This is a genomic window from Burkholderia mayonis (assembly GCF_001523745.2).
GTDB classification, from domain to species: Bacteria; Pseudomonadota; Gammaproteobacteria; order Burkholderiales; family Burkholderiaceae; genus Burkholderia; species Burkholderia mayonis.
Map to the genome: position 1 here is coordinate 2,600,839 of NZ_CP013387.1, position 16,048 is coordinate 2,616,886.

Here is a 16,048-nt window from a genome sequence, read left to right on the forward strand (position 1 = left end):
GATGGGGCACGACAGGCGCGGTGCGCGTCGTGACAATCGATTCGATGCGACCGGGCGGACGCGGGACGCGGAAGAACAGGGAACGGCCGAACGACGCGCGCGCCGAGCCGGCGCGGCGGCGTCGATGCAGGACCACGGACTGACTGGTGCAGGCGACGAGCGGCGCACGGACGTCATGCGCAGTGGCTCTACGGCCGCATGCTCGCAGCCGGTGCGCCGCGCAAGCGCGCACGCCGCATCCGGACGCGAACCGCGCCCGGGTGCATGCTTCAGGGAACGCAACGCGCAACTTCGTCGCAGCGGCGCGCGCGACGAGGCATGGACGTTGCCGTACAATGCCGACAGCCATGGTGAGGTCTTCGCTGAAATTCTTCCGTGGTCAGGCCGCGCCGGGTGTTGGCGCACCTCGCGCGGCTGCTCGCATCAGTGCATTCGTCGTCCTAAATCCACCTCTCTCCCGTGATCCCGTCCGCGTGCGGCGCGCGCCGCACGCCGCAGCCGAAAAACGGTGCGCCGCAAGGGCTCACGCGCATCCCGTCGGCCAGCGACGTCCAGCGTAAATCGGCCGGGTCGGCGGCCATCCAGCCGCCGGCTTTCGCGATCAACACCGAATCTGCGATCGCATCGAAATCCGCCCGAAAATGGACGGAGCTCTTGTTGACCAGAATCTTCATCGTTTCGGGCGCGACGCCCGCGATCCGATAGAAGCTCCGGTCGGTCATCTGCACGCGCGCCGACGTGACGACGACGCGCACGTTGTCGATCCGCACGCACGCGGTCGGACCAAGCTCGAACGTCGCGCCCCTCAGCATCGGACCGTGGCAACGGCAGCGGCCATTCGACAGCGATTCGACGCGAAACGCCCCGGTGAACGGCAGCCCGCTCTCCACGCCGAGCGTGAGCTCGACCGACGCGCCGAGCCCCGCCGCATGCGCGGCGCACGCGGCCGCCGGATCGAAGAACAGCCCGATCGCCGCATCCGGCGCGCGATGCCTGACGAGCGCGCGCAGCAGCCCCGTCGTGTTCGAGCCGCCGCCCGCGCCCGGGTTGTCCTGCGTGTCGGCGATCACGACCGGCTTGTCCGCGCGGCGCGCGATCCGGATCGCCTCCCTCACCGCGTCGTCCGCCGACATGAAGCGCACCGACCACTCCGCCTCGCTCGACATGACATGCTCGTACAGCGCGTCGACCGCGCGCGTCAGCTGGACGGGATCCGTGCCGTAGCCCCAGATCGCCGGCCCGCATTCGGGGAAGTCCGCTGCCGGAAAACCCGGCGCGAACGACAGCGACCGCACGCTGCCCGTCTCGAGCCGGTCGAGCAGCCGGAACAGACTCTTCGACGGCTCAAGCGACGTGCACATCGCGTTGACCGGAATCAGGAACGGCACGCGCCGCGCGATCCGGACATGGCGATTGCGCTTGCCGAGCAGCGCATCGAGCAATGCGGCCGCGCGGCGTCCGGTGTCCGCCATGTCGACGTGCGGATACGTGCGATACGTGACGAGCCCGTCCGCGCTGTCGAGCATCCGCTGCGTGACGTTCGCGTGCAGGTCGAGCGACGCGACGATCGGCACGCGCGCGCCCACCGCCCCGCGCAGCCGGCGCAGCAGCTCGCCTTCGCCGTCGTCGTAGCGCTCGGTCGCCATCGCGCCGTGCAGATCGACGTAGATGCCGTCGACGCCGCATCGCTTCGCCGCATCGACGATCTCGCCCGCGATCCGCTCGAACGCGACCGATTCGACGCGGCCCGACGGCATCGCGTCGGCCCAGATCGCGGGCAGCGCGACGTGGCCGGCGTCGTCGAGCGCCGCGAGGCAGCCGGCGATCGGCAGGTTCATGCCCTTCAGCTTGCGGATCTCGGCGCCGCGCGACATCGGATAGCGCCCGCCGTCCGCCGCGAAGCTCGCGTAGCTCGCCTTGCTCGGAGCGAACGTGTTCGTCTCGTGCCGGAATCCGGCGACCAGGATCTTCATGATGCGGCGGCGCTCCATTTCTTCGCGTCGACGCGATTCGCGAGCAGCACGATCGCGCCCGCGACGAACAGCGCAACCATCACCATCAGCCCGGCCTGCAGGCTGCCCGTTTCGTTCTTGATCCAGCCGATGATCGTCGGGCTCACGAAGCCGCCGAACAGGCCGATCGAATTGATGAGCGCGATGCCGCCCGCAGCGACATCGCCCTTCAGATAGTCGGCGGGAATCGCCCAGAACACCGCGTATGCCGAATACATCAGCGCGGTCGCCGCGACGAGCGCGACCATCGCGACGACGAAGCGGTCGCCCGCGACCACCGTCGTCGTCAGCGCCGCCGCGCTCAAGAGCAGTGCGATCGCGCTGTGCAGACGCCGCTCGCTGCGCTTGTCGGACCGGCGGCCGATCACCTGCATCGCGACGATCGCCGCGAGATACGGCAGCGCGGTGAGCGCGCCGATGTGCAGCAGGTTCTTCACGCCGGCGCCGCGCAGCAGCGTCGGCAGCCAGAAGCTGACCGCGTACAGGCCGCAGATGATCGCGAAGTAGGAGAACGCCATCGCATAGATTCGTGGATCTTTCAGCACCTCGCGAAACGCGGTGTGCCGGCTCGCCGCGCGCGGCGCCGAACCGAGTTCGCCGAGCAGGATCGCCTTCTCGTCGGCGCTCAGCCACTTCGCATCGGCGGGCCGCTCGCACAGCGTGAAGAACAGCACGATGCCGAGCAGCACCGCGGGCAATCCTTCGAGCAGGAACAGCCACTGCCAGCCGGTCAGCCCATACGCGCCCGAGAGCTGCGTCATGATGAACGTCGACACCGGTCCGCCGATCACCGCGCCGACGGGCCCCGCGCACAGCAGCATCGCCATCGCGCGTCCCATTCGCGCCTCCGGATACCAGCGGGTCAGACAGAACAGCATGCCGGGACTGAAGCCCGCCTCGAACACGCCGAGCAGAAAACGCAATACGTAGAACGTCGTAACGTCGGTCGCGAGCATCATCGCGACCGACGTCAGCCCCCACAGCACCATGATGCGGCTCAGCGTGAGCCGCGCGCCGATACGGGTCAGCCACAGGTTGCTCGGCACCTCGAACGCCATGTAGCCGAGAAAGAAAATTCCCGCGCCGAAGCCGTACACGGCCTCGTTCCATCCGAGGTCCGATTGCATCGCGAGCTTCGCGAAACTGATGTTGATGCGATCGATATAGGCCGTGATGTAACAGACTGCGAGAAACCCGAGGATGCGGATGTCGACCTTTCGATAGATTCGCGAGCGCGCGTTTCCGGAAGCGTTCTGTTCTCTCATAGGGCCCGTATTGGAATCTGAATGCGCATACTCCTGCGCTCATTTGTCTTGGCTCATTATCTCCATACTGTATGATCCCAGTGACAGCAACTTTGGTGTACAGCCGTTGCTTTGCAAGGCAACACGCGTATGGATCAATCGTTTCAGGTCAATCTCAATCGTCTGCGTTACTTCCACGCGACTCTCGAACACGGATCGATCCGCGCGGCGGCTGAACGGCTGAACACCGCGCCATCCGTCGTCAGCCGGCAGTTGCAGCTGCTCGAGAGCGAGATCGGCGCGCCGCTGTTCGAGCGCCGGCAGCACGGCATGATCGCGACCGAAGCCGCCGCCCTCCTCGTCGAATACACGCACGCGTGCCGGATCGGATTAGAGCAATTCCACGAATCGCTGCACGGCGAACTGCGCGGGCGCGTCGAAATCGCGCTGACGGTCGGTTATGTCGAGGATCTGATGGATTCCGTCGTCACTGAATTTCTGCATCGCCACCCGCACGTAGCCGTCGAACTGAACGTGCGCACCGCGGACGGCGTCGTAGATGACGTATTACGCAAACGTGCGCATATCGGCCTCACGTACAATCCGTCACTGCCGCCCGAGATTCGCGAATGCCTGAGCGTCGCGCATCCGACGTTTCTCGCGGTCGCGCCCGCTCATCCGCTCGCGATGCGCGGCGAGCCGCTCGAGCTGCGCGAGGCGGTCGGCTATCCACTCGCGCTGATGCCCGCGCCGTACTACGGCGTCGGACAGATCGTGCACACCGTCGCGCATGCGGAGAACATTCCGCTCGCGCCGCGGCTCGTCACGAACTCGGTGCCCGCGATGCGGCGTTTCGTGCGCTCGGGCAACGGCGTCGCGTTCCTCACGCGTCTGCTGATCGAGGAAGATCTCGAACGCGGCGAGATCGTCGCGCTGCGGATGCGCAATCCGCTGTTCAACTCGCCTTGCGGCAAGGTGCTCGTTCATAACGAACGCGCGCTGCCGCGCGCGGCGAATGAAATCCTCACGCGGATCGTGCGGGATTTGCCATCGTTCAAGGTTTGATGCGCGATATGCGGGCCGTCGGCCGTCGCCGGCGATGTATGCCGCTTCCGGTTCATATGCGCGTGCGGACGACAACGCGCGACGCGGGCGACGCGGGCGACGCGCATGATGCACGCCGAGCTCCGCACCCGAAGACCGTTCGCTCAATCCATTCTCCGAACCCATTCATGAATCGAATCTGCCGCGCGAGCGGACGGGGAAGCGTTCCGCCCACGCCGTGCTGATGGTCGGGTCTGTCGATCGATGACGCATCGCTTCCCTTGGCGTCGGCGCATTCATTCGGCAAACGTCGGGCAACGACATTCGCCGACGGCCGATGCTCGACGACGACGTCGATACCGAAGATATCCGGCATCCGTCCGCACGCGCAGCCGCCGTCAATCCGCTACGCATTCATGCACGCAATGTGTGCACATTAGCCGCACCACTTTCGGCATTCAAAGCGTATTCGCCCAATCGTTTCCCGAAACGAAACGATTCTCGGCATATGTCGCGCATTCCGATGTCGCGCCGTTTCGCAAACGCCGGCAGTCCGGCCGAGCGTATCCCTTGTTTTGACCATCGCCGCGCGCCCGGGCCGGACTTTGCTCGCCTGTCCACGCGCGCAGGAATATATATGCGACGATGGACGCCGCCGTCCGTCGCAACGCACACGCCATGTACGCGTCGGAACGTCCGTTGCTTGCATTCTCGATTCACGGCCGCCCGCCGGGGTCGGTCGAACGCCACCGCGGCGAGCACGCGGCGCGCAAGCCGAGTCTCGCGCGTCCTCGCCGCCCGTCAGGAGCACGCGATGCGGATACTCGAAGCAATCGCCCTGCTGTTCTCGCGCGCCGCCGGCCGACGGCCGCTTCCCGATGTGCCCGCCGGCATGCGCACCGCGTACCGCGCCTGCCCGCCGCGCCGCCCGCACGCCGACAGCCATCCGCGCGCCGCGCACCGCCTTGCGCCGCAGGCATCGCGCACGCGCCAGCTGGTCGAGATCCGGCGGCCCGAGCGGTTCGGCGCCGGCGACGTCGAACCCGGTTCGTCGGACGCGCCCGAAGCGGGCGGCATCAAGCTGTGAGCGCGAGATGGCGGCCCGCAAAACCACTTCGCCGAAGCCCCTCTCGCCCAAGACTGCGTCCCGTCCGCCAGCGTCCGGCCGCAAGCGCGCCCGCATCGCGCAGCAGAAATCCGGCCGCTACTGGTCGAACGACGTGACGCAGCACAGTAACGCGCTCGACCTCGAACCGGATGTCTTCAAGTCCGACGACCCCGAAGCGATCGCGCAATCGCTGAAGCGCTCCGCGCTCAGCAGCACGCGACGCAAAGGCACGCCGTTCCAGTCGGCGATGTCGATGCTCAATTTCTATATGAACCGCGCGGGCCGCAATCTGCCCGAAGCGCGCCGCGAAACGCTCGAACGCGCGAAGAAGCGGCTGCGCGAGGCGTTCGGCCGCAAGCCCTGACGCACAGCGCTCGTCGCAGGCCGTCGGCATCGCGATGCGCCGCCGTCCGATCGCATGCATGCCCGACGCGGTCGTCACCGTCGCGCGACGCCCAGCACGAGCGTAACGAGAAAGATCGCGACGAATACGTAGAACAGGAGCTTCGCGATCTCGGCCGCGCCCGCCGCAATGCCGGAGAAGCCGAACGCCGCCGCGACGATCGCGATGATTAAAACCATGAGCGCGGAATGGAGCATCACGCCTCCTGGTCTGAGTGGAGGACGGCGCGCGCGGCCGTCACGATTTCGACTTGTGTCGCGGTCGCCGTGCCCGCGAGCGTCTCGAGTTTCTTCTCGCTCATCGATTCGTCCATCGACTTCGACGGGCGCTTCAGCCCGCTCGCCTTGATCCTGCCGCGCTTCGCGGACAAAGCCGCGCCGGCGGCGCGCCGCTGGGCTTGCGATTTCGCTGGCATGCCGGAGCGCGCCTTTCGCTTTCGCTTTCGCGAATCGTTGCCGGGCGCGCGCCGACGCGCGTCCGCCACATCGTCAAACGGGTGCGCGCCGCAGCAGATCCGCGGGCGGAATCTTCATCGCCTGCCGGTACTTCGTGACCGTGCCGGGCGCGAGCACGATCCCGCGAGACGCTGCGCGAGCGTGACATCGGACAGCGGGTCGGCCGCCCGCTCGGCCGCGATCATGTCGCGAATCAGCACCTTCGCGCCGGCCGCCGAGCACGCGCCCTTGCCCGCCGCCTCGAGCTTGCGCGGAAAATCGTCGTCGGTCGATTGCACGTCTTCGAGAAACGGATTGGTATCGAGCGCCTGGCGCAGCTCCTGTTGGAAGTCGAGCGAAGAAAGCTGAAGCAGGCGCAGCGACTGCTGCAAACGCGGCGTTAGCGCCAGGTGTCGACGCATTTGCAACGCAAGCGCGGCGGACATGCGGGACTCCCTTTCGTGTGCATGGCGGTGCGCAGATATCCGCAACTTCCGTACCAATCGCGTGGCGCCTTGCGTGAGCGGACTTCCGTCATATCCGTTCGGCGGCGCCGCCGCATCGGCCGGCGCTTTTTACAAATGCATGCGCCAGTTTTGGACCGCGATGTGCGCGGGCCGCATGCGGACGGCGTTCGATGCGATCTGCATCGCCGCCTTCTTTCGATTGATGCATTTGCGTCAACGCACCCACGTAGATATTGCCCTTCGCTGCAAAAATTCCATCTGCGCGCGTCGCATTACGCGATCGGCTACATCCGCGCGGCCGTCCTTCGCCGCACCGCGGCAGCGGCCGCGCTCCGCCGCGAGCGCGGGACGGCGCGCTTCGAGTCGTGCATCGTCGCATCGCCGGGTATGCCCGTTGCTCTCTGCGAGCGCCTCGTCGCGCCATGCGCGGGTACGGCGACCGAGCCTGTTTTCGCCGAATCCATCGACATTCACCCACCAGCGGCGACGCGACGCGCCAGCAGGTCCGCACGGGACGCTGCGAACCGCGCCGCGACGTGTCGGCCGACCGATACAGAGAGAGAGTCATGAAAACGATTCGAACCGTTGCGGCGCTGATCTCGGCCGTCGCACTCGTCGCCGCACGCGGCGGCGACGACACGGGCACCGAGCTCGGCATCTCGAATCCGCAGGCGCGCTTCATCAACGCGGTTCCCGCCGGCCCCAACCTCGACTATTTCCCGAATGCCCAGGCCAATGCGGCCAACGTCGAATACAAGGGCGTCACACGCTAGCGCTCGGTCGGCAGCGGCTCACAGACCGCGAGCTACAACGTGACCGGCACGAGCGTGAACATTGCGTCGCAGACGTTCAACGCGGCAAACGGGCGCCACTACACGACGATCGCGATCCCGAGCACGTCGACGCCGATCTCGGTGATCGACGATCCGTTCGCGAAAGGTCTGCTGTCCGACCAGACGCGCGTGCGCAGCTTCAACGCGTCGCCGAACGCGCAGAACGTCGACATCTACGTCGTGCCGCCGGGCACGAACATCGCCGCGCAGAGCCCGACCCTCGCGGGCGCCGCATATCAGAACGCGGTGTCGGCGTCGGGGCAGGATTCGGTCTATCTGTCGGGCGGTACGTATCAGGCGATCGTCACGCTGCCGGGCTCGAAGACGCCGATCCTCACGACGCCGCCCCGCCGCCCTAGAACTGGTAATTAATCGACACGTCGACGACCGCGTTCGTCGAGCGCTGCGTGAGCGGGCTGCGCGCGGCGCTGCCGACGAGCTGGTCAACCGCGCCGTCGGCCGTCACGAACCAGTGCTTCGTGACGAACCAGACGAGCGTCACACCGCCGCCGACCGACTTCACGCCCGCGCTCGGCTCGTAGCGCGGATGGCCGGAGCGCGCCGCCTGCGCGGCGTTCACGCCGAACCAGCCGTTCATGTAGCGCGAATCGGCGAACGTGATGGCCGGGCCCGCGAACCAATAGAATTTCTCCGAGCTGCCGGGCAGCGGCATGTATGCGGCGAGGTCGGCGACCCAGCCGTTCGCGCCGCCGATGCTGCGCCGAACGTCCGCGCGCAGCACGAGCGGGAAGTCGCGCGAGATCACGTAATCTGCCGACAGCTTGATCAACGCCGCCGGATTGATGTTGCCGATGCCGGTCAGATGGCCGCGGTCGTCGGCCTCGCGGCGTCCGAGGTCGTAGCCCGCGGAGATCGTCGCGCGCCAGTTCGGCCCGCGCAGCACATTGACGCCGATCCCCTCGCCCGTCGATGCGAACCACAGATCGCGATAGCGGACGTCGAACGTCGGGCCGGCCATCGGCCGGTACTGGCTCGAGCCTTCGTAGCGCGGCTGCAGCGTCCCGGCCGCGCCGACCGCGATCTGCCATGCCGGCTGCTGCGGATTGAACAGCTTGTCGAGCGGCACGCCGGCCGAGTATTGCCACTCCGCGAGCGGGGAAGGCGTCTGCGCGCGCGCCGACACGGCCGCCGCCGCGCACGACGCGCAGACGATGCCCCGCACGACACGCACGATGCGCTTGCGCGCCGCCGCTCTCCGCCGCTCGACGGCTCCCCGGGTTGAAACGGCTCGTGCGTCGACCATGTGCTGTCCTCTTTGTTCGGGTTGTTGTCGGTGCGGCGCGCCTGCGCGCGAACCGCGCGCAGGCGACGCATGCGGCGACGAGCCGCGCCATCGAGCGCGCTGCGGCGGACGTCCCGGGCTCTCGACGCGGGTGCGACGGACGCGGCGCACACAGGCTGCGCGCTCGCTCCGATCGTCGCGAGCGGGATCGTCGTCGCCGTATTGCACGGCGCACGGCCGGCCCGGCCGGCTACACGACGCCGCCCCGGCCGGCCGCCGCTCCAGTGTGCACGCATGCGGCGCATTCCGCGAGCCCCATCGCGCGACGCGCGGCGCACAACAGGCTCGCGCTGATGCGCGCGCACGAAGAGGAGGCCGCGCGGCATTGAATGGAGTGCGCGTGCCGCGCGTCGCCCGGCCGCGCTGATGTCGCGACGGCGCGCAACGCGTCGTCCCGGCCGCGCACGAAACGCGCGATCCCGAGCACGTGCAACGCGTCGAAGCGATCGGCACGATGGTCGCCCGCCTCGGCCTTCGTCGAACCCACGATATGCCGCTCAGCCGACTATGTCGAAATGAAAAGCGATGTCGCCGTCTCTTTCGAGCCGCACGACGTTCGTCGCGCCGGCGGCGGCGATCGCACGCGGCCAGAACTGACGAGCGGGCGCGCTCCCGCGCATCACGCCGACTTCCCAGCGCCCCGGATGCGCACGCCACAGCGCGCATGCCGCAGCGCCGGCCACGCGCCTGCGGCAAGATGAAGAACGCGGCGATCGAATAGTCGATTCCGGACGAACGCGCGTTCGTCACCCCCCCGCGCTCTGCGCCGCGCTGCGCGCCTCGATCGCGCGCACGACGGCCGCCATGTCCGCCTGCCCGTGCCCGAGCTCCAGGGTCTCGCGATACAGATCGCAGCAGACTTCGAGCAGCGGCGACGCGAGATGCGCGCCGTGCGCGGCCTCGGTCGCGAGCCGGCTGTTCTTCAGCACGTCAGTGATCGACGCCTGGACGTCGAAGTCTTCGTTGACGAGCTTGTCGATCTTCACGCGCGACACGCTGCTCGCCATCGGCCCCGCATCGAGCACCGCCTGGAACTGCTTCATGTCGAGCCCGAAGCCGCGCGCCGCATGCGCCGCCTCGGCGAGCCCCGTCACCATCGAGATCAGGAACGTGTTGACGGCGAGCTTCATCAGCAGGCCGGTCGGCACCGGCCCGGTCACGACGATCTCATGACACATCGGCTTGAGCAGCGGCCGCACCTCGTCGACCACCGCCGGCTCGCCCGCCAGCATCGCGACGAGCTGCCCGGCCTCGGCCGGCTTGCGCGAGCCCGACACGGGCGCCTCGACGTAGCGGCCGCCCGCCGCGCGGATATCGGCTTCGAGGCCGCGCGAATACTCGGCCGACACCGTCCCCATATGGACGATCGTGTGCCGCGCGACGTTTTCAGCGAACGCAGGCGTGCCGCGGCCGAGCACCGCGTCGAGCGCGGCGTCGGTCGCCATCATCAGGATCACGATGCGCGCCTGGCGATAAACGTCGGCCGCCGAATCGGCGACCTGCGCGCCGGCCGCGCGCAACGCTTCGCAACGTTCGGGCGTGCGATTCCACACGACGAGTCCGGTTCCGGCGCGCGCGAGATTGAGCGCCATCGGCTGCCCCATCACGCCGATGCCGATGAATCCTACTTTCATGAGCGTCTCCATGAGTTCGCCGCCGCTCGTGGCGGCGGCGCATCGGATAGGTTGCGGGCGATCGGTGCGCTGTGCCCGGCCGGGCGCCCTGGCTGGCGGCGGGTTGCAAGCCGCGCCGCCGGCCAGTTTAGCTAAATTGCCGCAACCTGTGCGTCATGAGCGTAGCGACTCTCCCTGTAAGGCAGCCCGAGATGGTCGCGCAGCGTCGCGCCGCGCCGCGCCGGATCGAAGTAGCCGCGCGCGGTCAGCTCGGGCAGCACGTCATCGACGAAGTCGTCGAGCCCGAAGCCCGTCACCGGCAGGCCGAGCATGAAACCGTCCGCCGCGCGTTCGTCGACCCAGCGGATCATCTCGTCCGCGACCTTGTCCGGCGTGCCGATGAACGCCTCCGACGTGCCGATGTTCGAGCGCCGCGTCGCGACTTCGTACGCAACCTCGCGCAGCGTCAGATTGCGCTCGCGCGCGAGCCGCTTGATGTTGTCGGTGGTCGACTGGAAGCCGTCGCTGCCGAGGTTGCCGACGTCGGGAAACGGGCCGTCGAGCGGATAGACGCTGAAGTCGTGCTGCTGGAAGAAGTGGCCGAGATACGCGAGCGCCTCGCGCGGAGACAGCAGATCGCGCACCTGCCGGTACTTGTCGTCGGCTTCGTCCTGCGTCGCGCCGACGATCGGGCCGATGCCCGGAAACACCTTCACGTGATCCGGATTCCGGCCCGCGGCGGCGGCGGCCGCCTTCACGCGGCGATAGAACGTACGCGCGTCGTCGAACGTGCCGCCGTTCGAGAACACCGCATCCGCATAGCGGCCCGCGAAGCCGATCCCGTCTTCCGACGAGCCCGCCTGGAAGATCACCGGCTGCCCTTGCGGCGAGCGCCGGATGTTGAGCGGCCCCTCGACCGAAAAGAAACGGCCCCGGTGATCGAGACGATGCAGCTTGTCCGGATCGAAGAAGCGGCCGGTCGCGCGATCGCGGACGAGCGCGTCGTCGTCCCAGCTGTCCCAGAGGCCCTGGACCACGTCGAGATGCTCTTCGGCGATCGCATAGCGCTGCGCGTGATCCGGATGCGGGCGGCCGTAATTCTTCCCCGTGCCCTCGATCGACGACGTCACGACGTTCCAGCCCGCGCGCCCGCCGCTGATCAGGTCGAGCGAAGCGAACTGCCGCGCGACGGTGTACGGCTCGCTGTATGACGACGACACCGTGCCGACGAGACCGATCTTCGACGTGACGGCCGCAAGCGCGGACAGCAGCGAGATCGGCTCGATGCGGTTGAGGAAGTGCGGCGCCGACTTCGGCGTCACGTACGCCGAATCCGCGATGAACGCGAACGCAATGCCGGCCGCTTCGGCCCGGCGCGCGCGATCGACGTAGAAGTCGAAGTTGATGCTCGCGTCCGGGGGCACGCTCGGATGCTTCCACGCGTTCATGTTCGCACCCGCCCCCTGGATCAGGACGCCGAAATGGATGTGTTTTCTGGTCATGGGAAGGCTCTATCGAAACGTTCAAACAGCGCGCGCGAACGCCGCGGCACAGACGCCGCCGTCGCCGCGCGCCCGGTAAGGCCGCATGTCATGGCGTGCGGCCTCGCGGCGCCGTCATCCGTCGAACCCGGTCTTCGTCGAGCGACGACGCCTGTCTCGAACGTCGGGCGAACGTCGCCCGTCTGTTCGCGATACTAATAAAATTCACGGGACCGCTCCATGCACGAAGCGATCGCCCTCCTTGTCAGCGCGCCGGCGCGCTCAGTCGAGCGCGTCCGCGCAGCGCAGGCTCGCGGCCGGATCCGGCACGATCTCGCGCACGCGGATATCGAATGGATGCGTCGCCGCGCGGGCGTCGCGAATCCCGACCGCCATCCGGTGCTGCGAGCCGATATCGAGCAACGTGAACTGCCAATGGCTCGCATCGTCGTCGGCGTGCCGATCGAATGCGATGCGGATCGGCCGCGCCGGCAGCGCGAACGAGAACTGTCCGAGATCGATCGACAGCCCGACGCCGCGCGCCTTGATGTACGCCTCCTTCAGCGTCCACAGCTCGAAGAAGCGCTCGCGTCGCTGCTCGGCCGGCAGCGCGAAGAACGCCGCGCGCTCGCTCGCCGAGAAATGCGACGCGGCGATGCCGTCGAGATCGTTGCCGCGCGCAACCTCCTCGATGTCGATCCCCGCATCGGCCGTTCGCGTGACGACGCACGCGACGACGCTGCGCGCGTTCGACAGATTGAAGCGCAACGGCGGCCGCGCATCGCCCGCGTCGATCTCCGGCCGGCCGTGCGCGTTCGCGCGGAACCGCCACTGCGCGGGCGAGACGTCGTCGACATACGCGGACAGCACCGTGCGGCACAGCGCGCGCGTCACCAGGTACTCGATCTTCAGGTGGTCGAACGCGAAGCGTTCGAGGCGCGCGCGCTCGTCTGCGCTCAGCAGCGCGCGATAGCGCTCGCGCAGCGCGGCCGTGTCGCATGCGGCGGTGTACGCGTACCAGACGTGCGCATCGCGTTCGTCGAGCGGCAGTGGCGCGGGTACATGCATCGTCGGGAAGGTCGTCAATACGGTTGTCATGTCGAATCGCCGTGTCGTTTGCTCCATTTGCATTTGTGTTCGCTACGTCGCGCACGCGAGCCGTGCGGCGGCGCAGGCCGGCTTCTTGTTCACATCGATTGCGCGACGGCGGACCGCCCCGCACCTCGCACCACGCACGCGCTGTCACGCGCCCGCACGCCGCCGCGCCGCGCTACGCCCGCGCCGCGACCGCACCGCCATGCGCGGGCGCGTCGTCGATCGGAAAATGCAGCAGCGCGGCGAACAGCCCCGCGAGCGCCGTCGCGCCCCAGATCAGCGAGTACGACCCCGTTACGTCGAACACGTAGCCGCCGAGCCACGAGCCGAGGAATGAGCCGATCTGATGACTGAGAAAGCAGACGCCGAACAGCGTGCCGAGATGCCGCGTGCCGAACACCTTCGCGACGAGCCCGCTCGTCAGCGGCACGGTGCCGAGCCACGTGAGCCCCATGATCGCCGCGAAAACGACGACCGACGCATCCGTCTTCGGCGCGAGGAAGAACACCGCGATCGTCGCGCCGCGAATCAGGTACAGCCAGCCGAGCACGTGATGCTGCCGATAGCGTCCGCCGAGCCAGCCGCACGCCCAGCTTCCCGCCATGTTGAAGAGGCCGATCAGCGCGAGCGCCGTCGCGCCCAGCCCGACCGGCATGTGGCAAAGCAGCAGGTAGTTCGGCAGATGGGTCGCGATGAACGCGAGCTGGAACCCGCACGTGAAGAAGCCGATCGTCAGCAGGCAATAGCCGCGATGCCGCGCCGCGTGCGACAGCGCGTCCTTCAACGAGACGGCCGCCGTCTCGTGCGCGCTCGCGTGACTCGCGCCCGCATGGCGATCGAGCAGCACGCCGAGCGGCGCGATCGCAATCAGGCAGCCGGCGAGCACGAGGAGCGACACCATCGTCCCCGAATGCGACGTGAACCACTGCGCGACCGGCACGAGCGCCACCTGGCCGAGCGAGCCGCCCGCGCTCGCGATGCCCATCGCCATGCTGCGCTTCTCGGGCGGCGCGCCGCGGCCGACCGCGGTCAGCACGACGCCGAAGCTCGTGCAACTGATCCCGATGCCGACGAGCACGCCCATCCCGAGCACGAGCATCGCGCCGGACGGCACGACGGCTGCGATCGCGAGGCCGAGCGCGAACACGACCGCGCCGATCGCGACGAGCGGTCCGGAGCCGTAGCGGTCGGCGGCCGCGCCGGCGAACGGCTGCGCGACACCCCAGACGAGATTGTGCAGCGCAATCGCGAATGCGATCGTCGTGACGGGCAGGCCGTGATCGAACGAGAACGGCCCGATGAAGAGGCCGAAGGTTTGCCGCACGCCCATCGCGGCGCTCATGATGAGCGCGCCGGCGAGCACGGCGATCATCGCCGGATTGATTAGACGTGGGGATCCGTCGCGTCGATGCGTTTCGGGTGCAAACATGTCCGCTCCTGTTATGGCGGCCGCCCGCGGCGCGGGCACGTCGCGGACAGCGCGATTCGTTTTATGTCGATACGGCGTCGCACCCTCGGTCACGCTACGCGGGCAAGCACGCGCATTCGCGAACGCGATAGCGCGGCGTGCGGCAAGCAATGTGTCGCCGGCCCTCGGATGCACGCGACGATTTCGCTTGCGCTCGCACCGCACGCGAGCCTCGGAGCGATCGAGGACTTTGCAGCGCAACGATCCGGCACGTGTCGACGCGCCGCGCTGCCGCCATGGAACCATCGGATGATTCGCTTTGCAGTCTATATGAGCGTTTCGCATTTGTGCAGGAATTCCCTCGCCGACGCCGCGTCATCGCGCATCGTGCGCGCACGCGCTCAGCGCGCGCGCCGCGCACGGCCCGCCGTCCTGCCACAGCAGCGGCGCGACGGGCCCCGCGACCCGCACCGAATCGACCCGGCCGATCACGATCGAGTGGCTGCCGTAGCTGAAATCGCCGTCGATGTCGCACAGCAGCGTCGCCTGCGCGCCGGCGAGCACCGGCACGCCGGATGCATCGCGCCATTCGCCGTGCGTGAAGCGCGCGTCGTGATCGAGCTTGCCGCTGAACGGCGCGATCAATTCGAGCTGGCGCTCGTGCAGCAGATTCACCGAGAAGCGGCGCGCGCGCATCAGCGGCACATGAAGCGTCGCCGTGCGGTTGATGCACACGAGAATCGCGGGCGGCTCGGTGCTGACCGCGCTCACCGCGGTCGCCGCCATCCCGAAGCGCGCGGCGGCGTCGCGCGTCGCGACGATCGACACCGTCGACGTCAACCTGCGCATCGCGGACTTGAAGTGCTGCGTGAGCGTGTCGGGCGCGGGCGATGCGCCGCCGTTCGACGCCGATGCGCGGCCGCCCGGCGTCGATGCGACGGGCTCGGCGCGCACGTCGCGCCGTTCGCGCTCGAGCGTCGGCAGCTCGAATGCGGCGTGTGTGTCGATTGCGGTGCGCAACACGCGGTCGGTCCATGGGCTCGCCATTACGTCTCCTCCTTCGGATATCGGGCTGTCGATGCCGAGCGGCCGTCGAACAATACGAATTCGGATGCGCCGGGACGCGATGCGATGCTGCCGATGAGGAACCAGCCGCTGCCGATATACAGCGGACCGGCGGATGCAATGCGGGCATCGACCGCATGCCCGGCGTCATCCGACCCCGCCGTGGCGATCGACAGCGCGCGCCGTCCCGCGCCGCGCATGATCCGCCGCAACCGCCATGCCAATTCGATATATGTCGCCATCTGACCGAATCCTCGCTGCGAAGCGTCTTCGCGGGCGCCTTCCCTTCGTGACTCAGGCGGCATTGCGCGCCGGCAGATGGGCGAACGATGCCCCGCGCATGTGTGCGTCGATGCGCGCGATCGTTCGTCGACGACTACCGGCCCCTCGTCGTCCGATTGCCTCTCGTTCGAACCTGCTCGTTTCTGTTTCTCGGCGTCCGGCGCGATCTCGGCCTGCGTCGGACGCACTTCGTCACGCGTTCAACTTGAATCTTGAATCGATGGATACGGCGGCAAACCTGACAGCGCGTCCGGAC

Annotated in this window: 14 protein-coding genes and 3 pseudogenes; 4 read left to right on the top strand and 13 right to left on the bottom strand. The window is 68.0% G+C overall.

Features of this window, described 5'->3' with window-relative positions; genetic code table 11:
* Positions 1-440: 440 nt before the first annotated feature.
* A complete protein-coding gene (locus WS70_RS30580; RefSeq protein WP_059596982.1) occupies positions 441-1,973 on the bottom strand; it encodes a M81 family metallopeptidase in 1,533 nt (510 codons plus the stop codon).
* On the bottom strand, positions 1,970-3,277 hold the full coding sequence (locus tag WS70_RS30585; RefSeq protein WP_059471143.1) for an MFS transporter: 1,308 nt from the start codon (positions 3,275-3,277) through the stop codon (positions 1,970-1,972). Before WS70_RS30585 ends, WS70_RS30580 begins: the two co-directional genes overlap by 4 nt.
* 129 nt (positions 3,278-3,406) lie before the next feature.
* On the opposite strand from WS70_RS30585, the gene WS70_RS30590 reads away from it, so the two are divergent.
* From WS70_RS30590 to WS70_RS30600, 3 genes are all read left to right on the top strand, one after another.
* Positions 3,407-4,321, top strand: coding sequence for a LysR family transcriptional regulator (locus WS70_RS30590; protein WP_059596882.1), 915 nt, complete (start codon positions 3,407-3,409; stop codon positions 4,319-4,321).
* A gap of 316 nt (positions 4,322-4,637) precedes the next feature.
* On the top strand, positions 4,638-5,387 hold the full coding sequence (locus WS70_RS33350; protein WP_226382897.1) for a hypothetical protein: 750 nt from the start codon (positions 4,638-4,640) through the stop codon (positions 5,385-5,387).
* A gap of 7 nt (positions 5,388-5,394) precedes the next feature.
* Positions 5,395-5,772, top strand: a complete 378-nt coding sequence (locus WS70_RS30600; RefSeq protein ID WP_059471146.1) for a DUF3175 domain-containing protein — start codon at positions 5,395-5,397, stop codon at positions 5,770-5,772.
* Positions 5,773-5,846: 74 nt separating this feature from the next.
* On the opposite strand, the gene WS70_RS30605 is transcribed toward WS70_RS30600, so the two are convergent.
* From WS70_RS30605 to WS70_RS33965, 4 genes and pseudogenes are all read right to left on the bottom strand, one after another.
* Positions 5,847-6,008 (bottom strand): DUF1328 domain-containing protein, encoded by a 162-nt coding sequence (locus WS70_RS30605; RefSeq protein WP_082722194.1) that lies wholly within the window; start codon positions 6,006-6,008, stop codon positions 5,847-5,849.
* Positions 6,008-6,226 carry a DUF3008 family protein gene (locus WS70_RS30610; protein ID WP_059596981.1) on the bottom strand — a complete coding sequence of 73 codons (219 nt, stop codon included), beginning with the start codon at positions 6,224-6,226 and terminating at the stop codon, positions 6,008-6,010. Before WS70_RS30610 ends, WS70_RS30605 begins: the two co-directional genes overlap by 1 nt.
* Before the next feature lie 73 nt (positions 6,227-6,299).
* Positions 6,300-6,523, bottom strand: a pseudogene (locus tag WS70_RS30615) (RNA polymerase factor sigma-54); the annotation flags it as partial.
* A gap of 3 nt (positions 6,524-6,526) precedes the next feature.
* Positions 6,527-6,691: pseudogene (locus WS70_RS33965) on the bottom strand (RNA polymerase factor sigma-54); the annotation flags it as partial.
* Between the two features lie 587 nt (positions 6,692-7,278).
* Here WS70_RS33965 and WS70_RS30625 point away from each other — a divergent pair.
* Positions 7,279-7,893: pseudogene (locus WS70_RS30625) on the top strand (DUF4397 domain-containing protein); the annotation flags it as partial.
* 7 nt (positions 7,894-7,900) lie between these two features.
* On the opposite strand, the gene WS70_RS30630 reads toward WS70_RS30625, so the two are convergent.
* The 7 genes from WS70_RS30630 to WS70_RS30670 form a co-directional block, all read right to left on the bottom strand.
* A complete protein-coding gene (locus WS70_RS30630) occupies positions 7,901-8,809 on the bottom strand; it encodes a MipA/OmpV family protein (RefSeq protein ID WP_059473916.1) in 909 nt (302 codons plus the stop codon).
* A 785-nt stretch (positions 8,810-9,594) separates the two neighbouring features.
* Positions 9,595-10,494: an NAD(P)-dependent oxidoreductase gene (locus tag WS70_RS30645; RefSeq protein ID WP_162499008.1), complete on the bottom strand. Its 900-nt coding sequence runs from the start codon at positions 10,492-10,494 to the stop codon at positions 9,595-9,597.
* 119 nt (positions 10,495-10,613) lie between these two features.
* Positions 10,614-11,963 carry an LLM class flavin-dependent oxidoreductase gene (locus tag WS70_RS30650; RefSeq protein ID WP_059473914.1) on the bottom strand — a complete coding sequence of 450 codons (1,350 nt, stop codon included), beginning with the start codon at positions 11,961-11,963 and terminating at the stop codon, positions 10,614-10,616.
* Between the two features lie 261 nt (positions 11,964-12,224).
* A complete protein-coding gene (locus WS70_RS30655) occupies positions 12,225-13,040 on the bottom strand; it encodes a 4'-phosphopantetheinyl transferase family protein (protein ID WP_059473913.1) in 816 nt (271 codons plus the stop codon).
* A gap of 172 nt (positions 13,041-13,212) precedes the next feature.
* Entirely contained in the window at positions 13,213-14,466 is a 1,254-nt protein-coding gene (locus tag WS70_RS30660) for an MFS transporter (RefSeq protein WP_059473912.1), read from the bottom strand.
* A 354-nt stretch (positions 14,467-14,820) separates the two neighbouring features.
* A complete protein-coding gene (locus WS70_RS30665) occupies positions 14,821-15,492 on the bottom strand; it encodes a flavin reductase family protein (protein ID WP_059596881.1) in 672 nt (223 codons plus the stop codon).
* The gene (locus tag WS70_RS30670) at positions 15,492-15,752 is read right to left on the bottom strand and encodes a hypothetical protein (RefSeq protein WP_059473910.1); all 261 of its coding nucleotides are present in this window, start codon (positions 15,750-15,752) and stop codon (positions 15,492-15,494) included. Before WS70_RS30670 ends, WS70_RS30665 begins: the two co-directional genes overlap by 1 nt.
* Between the last annotated feature and the right edge of the window lie 296 nt (positions 15,753-16,048).